Source organism: Neisseria sp. WLZKY-1 (assembly GCF_046546535.1).
Taxonomy (GTDB): Bacteria; Pseudomonadota; Gammaproteobacteria; order Burkholderiales; family Neisseriaceae; genus Neisseria.
On record NZ_JBKGTW010000085.1, the window covers coordinates 1 to 4920 of the forward strand.

Below are 4920 nucleotides of genomic sequence, written 5' to 3' on the forward strand. Positions count from 1 at the left end.
GAAAAGGCCGTCTGAAAAGGCCGTCTGAAAAGGCCGTCTGAAAAGGCCGTCTGAAAAGGCCGTCTGAAAAGGCCGTCTGAAAAGGCCGTCTGAAAAACCTGCTTCGCAGGTTTTTCAGACGGCCTTTTTGCCGCTCGGGCGGGGATTACAGGACTTTGACGATGCTCTCACACAGGTAGCCGATGTTGTCGGCGGTGATGCCTGCGACGTTGATGCGGCCGCTGCGTACGGCGTAGATGGCGAACTCGTCTTTCAGGCGGTCGACCTGTTCTGGGCTGAGGCCGGAGAAGGAGAACATGCCGTTTTGTTCGATGATGAAGCCGAAGTCCTGTTTCGCGCCTTTCTCTTTGAGCAGGTCGACGAATTTCTGCCGCATTTCTTTGATGCGCGCGCGCATTTCGTCGAGTTCGGCTATCCATTGCGCTTTGAGTTCGGGGTCTTGCAGGACGAGGGCGATGGTGTTGCCGCCGTGGGAGGCGGGGTTGGAGTAGAGGGTGCGGATGATGGTTTTGACCTGGCTGAAGGCGCGGTTGGCGGTTTCTTCGTCGGCGGCGACGACGGTGAAGGCGCCGACGCGCTCGTTATACATGCCGAAGTTTTTCGAGTAGGAGCTGGCGACGAGCAGTTCTTTGTTCAGTTTGGCGAAGGCGCGCAGGCCGTAGGCGTCTTGTTCGAGGCCGTTGGCAAAGCCTTGGTAGGCGAAGTCGAAGAGGGGTAGCCAGCCTTTTTCGGCGGACATTTTGGCGAGGGTGTCCCATTGTTCGGGGGTGGGGTCGATGCCGGTGGGGTTGTGGCAGCAGCCGTGCAGGAGGACGACGTCGCCTGCTTGGGCTTGGGAGAGGTCGGCAATCAGGCCGTCCCAGTCGAGGGCGTGGGCGGTTTTGTCGTAGTAGCGGTAGTCGCGGATGTTGATGCCGACGGCTTGGAAGATGGCGTTGTGGTTGGGCCAGGTGGGAGCGGAAATCCAGACGTTTTTCGCGCCGGTTTGGCGTTTGATGAATTCTGCGGCGACGCGCAGCGCGCCGGTGCCGCCGAGGCTCTGCGCGGTTTTGGCGCGGCGGGCGGCGATGATTTCGCTGTTTTCGCCGAAGAGGAGTTTTTGCGTTTCGGCGTTGTAGGCGGCGACGCCGTCGATGGTGAGGTAGTTTTTGCTTTTTTCGTCGGCCAAGAGGCGGGTTTCGGCGGCTTTGACGGATTTGAGTACGGGGGTGTTGCCCGATGCGTCTTTGTAGACGCCGATGCCGAGGTTGACTTTTTCGGGGCGGGTTTCGGCTTTGAAGGCTTCGCCCAGTCCGAGGATGGGGTCGGCGGGTGCGGCTTGGATTTTGTCGAAGAACATGGTTTTTCCTTTCTGGGGAACGGGTCGGTTGGAGGGTGCGCTGCCGGAGCTGTTGACATTCAGCTTGCGAAGCGGTTTTTTGCGGAAAAATTCGCGGATGCAAGGAAAAAAGCACAGCAAGATTGGATATCTTGCGAGCATTTTTGACGCAGCAGGCGCGGATTTTTACCAAAAATACCGCCGCAAGGCTGATTGTCAGCAGCTCCTAGGCTGCGCGGGGTAAGGGTTGCGGTGCGGTTTGTGCTTTCAGACGGCCTGTTTTAGTTTTTCTGTTTTCAGACGGCCTTCGGGCTGCGGCGGTTTATGCGTCTTCCCGCTGCTCGGGCAGGGTGGCGATGGCCTGGGTGAATTCGGAAACGTCTTTGAAGCTTTTGTAGACGGAGGCGAAGCGCACGTAGGCGACTTGGTCGGTGGCGAGCAGAACGTCCATCGCCATTTCGCCGACCGTGCGCGAGGAGACTTCTTTTTGGCCAAGGCGGTAGAGGCGGCCTTCGATGCTGGCGACGAGGTCGTCGACGTCTTCGTTGTCGAAGGGGCGTTTGTGCAGGGCGCGTTCGAGGCTGGTGCGCAGTTTGTGCGCGTTGTAGGGGACGCGCGCGCCGTTGCTTTTGACGATGTCGGGCAGGCGCATTTCCAGGGTTTCGATGGTGACGAAGCGTTTGTCGCACTCCGGGCAGCGGCGGCGGCGGCGTACGCAGTTGCCTTCGTCGGTGGTGCGCGAGTCGCTGACCTGGGTGTCGGGGTGTTGGCAGAAGGGGCATTTCATGGTTGGTTCTCACAGGGAGGCGCCGACAGCGCGGGCGATGGCCAGCCCTTCTTCGGTGCTAAGGTAGCGCGGCGTGTCGGGGCAGTCGCAGCCCGCAACGGCGCCGTCGTGGAACATAAGGAGTTCGTCGCAGGCCAGCTGTGTCCAGCGTTCGTTTTCGGTGAGCGGCAGGGTGGCGATGACGGCGACGCGGTCGTCGGGGGTGGTGACGGCGGAGAAGTCGACGGAAACGTCGTCGTCGAGCAGGCGGGCTTCGCCGAAGGGCGCCTGGCGGATGATGTAATAGAGCAGGCTGCTGGCGTGGGCGAACATGACGCGGCCGTCTGAAAGGATGAAGTTGAACAGGCCGCTGCGGCGGATGTCTTTGACGAGTTCGGACACGGCGGCAAAGAGGGTGCCGTCGTCGGGGCGCTCGTCGAAGCGGCGGCGCAGCTGTTCGAGGATGTGGCAGAAGGCGCGTTCGGAATCGGTGTCGCCGACGGGGCGGTAGTAGCGGCCCTGCTCGGGAGCGAAGCCTTGCAGGTGGCCGTTGTGGGCGAACATCCAGTAGCCGCCCCACATTTCGCGCACGAAGGGATGGGTGTTGGCCAGCGTGGTGCGGCCGCTGGTGGCTTTGCGGATGTGGGCGATGACGTTTTTGGATTTGATTTGGTAGGCTTTGACGAGGTCGGCGACGGGGGAATTGGCGCTGGGTTTGTCGTCGTGGAAGAGGCGCACGCCTTTTTGTTCGAAAAAGCCGATGCCGAAGCCGTCGACGTGGTGGTCGGTGAGGCCGCCGCGTTTGCGGAAGCCTTCGAAGGAGAAGACGATGTCGGTGGGCGTGTTGCAGTTCATGCCAAGGAGCTGGCACATGGTTTTTCCTTTTTCAGACGGCCGTTCCCCATGTGGCGGCCTGTTGTTTGCAGCGGGCGATTCTACCACAGGCGGCGCGGGTTTCAGACGGCCTTTACTGCGCCTCGCCAGCCGTTTGGCGGTATTTGGCGCACTCGGATTCGTAGGTCCGACCCCATTCGTGCATCGCCTGTATCACGGGCGTGAGCGTGCGGCCGAAAGCGGTGAGCGAGTATTCGACTTTCGGCGGCACCTGCGGATAGACCTCGCGGTGGACGATGCCCGCGCCTTCGAGTTCGCGCAGCTGCAAAGTCAGCATTCGCTGCGTGATGTCAGGCAGCAGGCGCTGCAATTCGTTGAAGCGGCGGGTTTCGGGAAGAAGGTGGTAAAGAATCAGCACTTTCCATTTGCCGCCGATGATTTCCAGAGTGGTGTTGACGGGGCAGTGCGAAGCGTTTGCGGCGTCGTTCATCATCATTCTCCACAGTATAAAAAATGTGTGTACCTATTTAAAAAAACGATACCCATATAATACGCGACAGAAGCAGTTTTACCAATATTCTTCACAAACAAAACAGAAAGGAACGGATTATGAGAATCCCCGAACTCGACCGCATCAACGAACTGGCCGCCATCGCCAAAACCCGCGATCTGAACGCCGCAGAGCTGGCCGAACGCGACACTCTGCGCTACCAGCACCTGCCCGCTGCGGAAATTCCCGTTGTGGCCAACGACGCATCCAGCGTGCGCGTGATTGCCGGCGAATACCAAGGCAGACGCGGCGCGGCCGACACCTTCACCGAGCTGAACGTGTGGGATGTCACCGTGAACGAAGGCGCGGAAACAACCATCGCCGTTCCCGCCACGCACAACCTCGCCATCGTCGTGCGCCACGGCGAAATCGAACTCAACGGCGAAGCCGCCATGCAGCCGACCCAGCTTGCCGTGTTCGAGCGCGAAGAAGGGGAAATCCGCAACAGCGGCAGCGGCAAAGCCGAAATCCTGCTCCTCTCCGGCGTGCCCATCGACGAACCCGTCGCCGCCTACGGCCCCTTCGTCATGAACACCGAAAAAGAACTGGTCGAAAGCATCAACGAGTTCAACAGCGGCAAACGCTGCGCCGACTGCATCGCGGTAGCAGGAGCACGGAAACAGGCTATTACTGCACACAAGAGGCGTAGCCCTGTATGTTGAAATGCTGGGTAACGAGAGGGAACCTTATGTTTGCTTCGGGAAAAATCATGTTGTTCAATCCGGTGTGGGACAGCGAGGTAGAACGAATAGGCTACCGAAAGTGCAGTCCCGCCGCCTACGCGCTGTATAACTTGGCAGATGCCTGTTCGATAGCGGGCGTGGTGTATTTATCCATAATACTGCTGACTTGGGTAAACGGCAGTGCGTGGTGGGCAACCGTCTTTTGGCTGGCGGGCAGGCTGCTGTTTCAAATCAGCCAGATGATTGTGCGGCGGCGCAGTTTTACCTACGACTATGACGACGATGCCGCCCAATGGCATGGCCGCAACGGCATGCCGCAGCGTTATACGTTGGAAGACTATAAGCGGGATTACCCGAAAAACGGCTGAAATAAAGCCCGAAGGCAACATCTTCAACTCTGTTAAAACGAACAAGGAACACCCATGAAACTCTCCCTCGCCCCCATCCAATTCTTCTGGCAGAAAGAAACCCTGCTCGAATTCTACGTCCAAATGCTCGACAGCCCGCTCGACACCATCTATCTGGGCGAAACCGTCTGCTCGCGCCGGCAGAAAATGCGCTTTGCCGACTGGTTTGGCCTGGCCGAAGACCTCGCCTACGGCCACCTCGACTGAGTAGCCGCGCGGCATTAGAAAGGCAGACAATTTGTCTGCCTTTTTTCTGTGCGGCCGTCTGAAAAGGCCGTCTGAAAAGGCCGTCTGAAAAGGCCGTCTGAAAAGGCCGTCTGAAAAGGCCGTCTGAAAAGGCCGTCTGAAAAGGCCGTCTGAAA

6 protein-coding genes and 1 pseudogene are annotated in these 4920 nt (G+C 59.1%); 3 read left to right on the forward strand and 4 right to left on the reverse strand.

Features of this window, described 5'->3' with window-relative positions:
* Positions 1–145: 145 nt before the first annotated feature.
* The 4 genes from ACLD9W_RS12080 to ACLD9W_RS12095 form a co-directional block, all read right to left on the reverse strand.
* Positions 146–1339 (reverse strand): amino acid aminotransferase, encoded by a 1194-nt coding sequence (locus ACLD9W_RS12080; protein ID WP_410842243.1) that lies wholly within the window; start codon positions 1337–1339, stop codon positions 146–148.
* Positions 1340–1640: 301 nt separating this feature from the next.
* Entirely contained in the window at positions 1641–2105 is a 465-nt protein-coding gene (gene nrdR / locus ACLD9W_RS12085; RefSeq protein WP_410842244.1) for a transcriptional regulator NrdR, read from the reverse strand.
* Positions 2106–2114: 9 nt separating this feature from the next.
* Positions 2115–2957: a class II glutamine amidotransferase gene (locus ACLD9W_RS12090; protein ID WP_410842245.1), complete on the reverse strand. Its 843-nt coding sequence runs from the start codon at positions 2955–2957 to the stop codon at positions 2115–2117.
* 94 nt (positions 2958–3051) lie between these two features.
* Positions 3052–3408: a winged helix-turn-helix transcriptional regulator gene (locus ACLD9W_RS12095; protein ID WP_410842246.1), complete on the reverse strand. Its 357-nt coding sequence runs from the start codon at positions 3406–3408 to the stop codon at positions 3052–3054.
* A 119-nt stretch (positions 3409–3527) separates the two neighbouring features.
* On the opposite strand from ACLD9W_RS12095, the gene ACLD9W_RS12100 reads away from it, so the two are divergent.
* The 3 genes and pseudogenes from ACLD9W_RS12100 to ACLD9W_RS12110 all read left to right on the forward strand — a co-directional run.
* A complete protein-coding gene (locus ACLD9W_RS12100; protein ID WP_410842247.1) occupies positions 3528–4130 on the forward strand; it encodes a pirin-like C-terminal cupin domain-containing protein in 603 nt (200 codons plus the stop codon).
* Positions 4131–4177: 47 nt separating this feature from the next.
* A complete protein-coding gene (locus ACLD9W_RS12105) occupies positions 4178–4519 on the forward strand; it encodes a hypothetical protein (protein WP_410842248.1) in 342 nt (113 codons plus the stop codon).
* A 54-nt stretch (positions 4520–4573) separates the two neighbouring features.
* A pseudogene (locus tag ACLD9W_RS12110) lies at positions 4574–4747 on the forward strand (U32 family peptidase); the annotation flags it as partial.
* Between the last annotated feature and the right edge of the window lie 173 nt (positions 4748–4920).

Coding starts and splice junctions, on each gene's coding strand:
- ACLD9W_RS12105 (WP_410842248.1), top strand. CDS start 4,178: ATGTTGTTCAATCCGGTGTGGGACAGCGAGGTAGAACGAATAGGCTAC.
- ACLD9W_RS12100 (WP_410842247.1), top strand. CDS start 3,528: ATGAGAATCCCCGAACTCGACCGCATCAACGAACTGGCCGCCATCGCC.
- ACLD9W_RS12080 (WP_410842243.1), bottom strand. CDS start 1,339: ATGTTCTTCGACAAAATCCAAGCCGCACCCGCCGACCCCATCCTCGGA.
- ACLD9W_RS12090 (WP_410842245.1), bottom strand. CDS start 2,957: ATGTGCCAGCTCCTTGGCATGAACTGCAACACGCCCACCGACATCGTC.
- nrdR (WP_410842244.1), bottom strand. CDS start 2,105: ATGAAATGCCCCTTCTGCCAACACCCCGACACCCAGGTCAGCGACTCG.
- ACLD9W_RS12095 (WP_410842246.1), bottom strand. CDS start 3,408: ATGAACGACGCCGCAAACGCTTCGCACTGCCCCGTCAACACCACTCTG.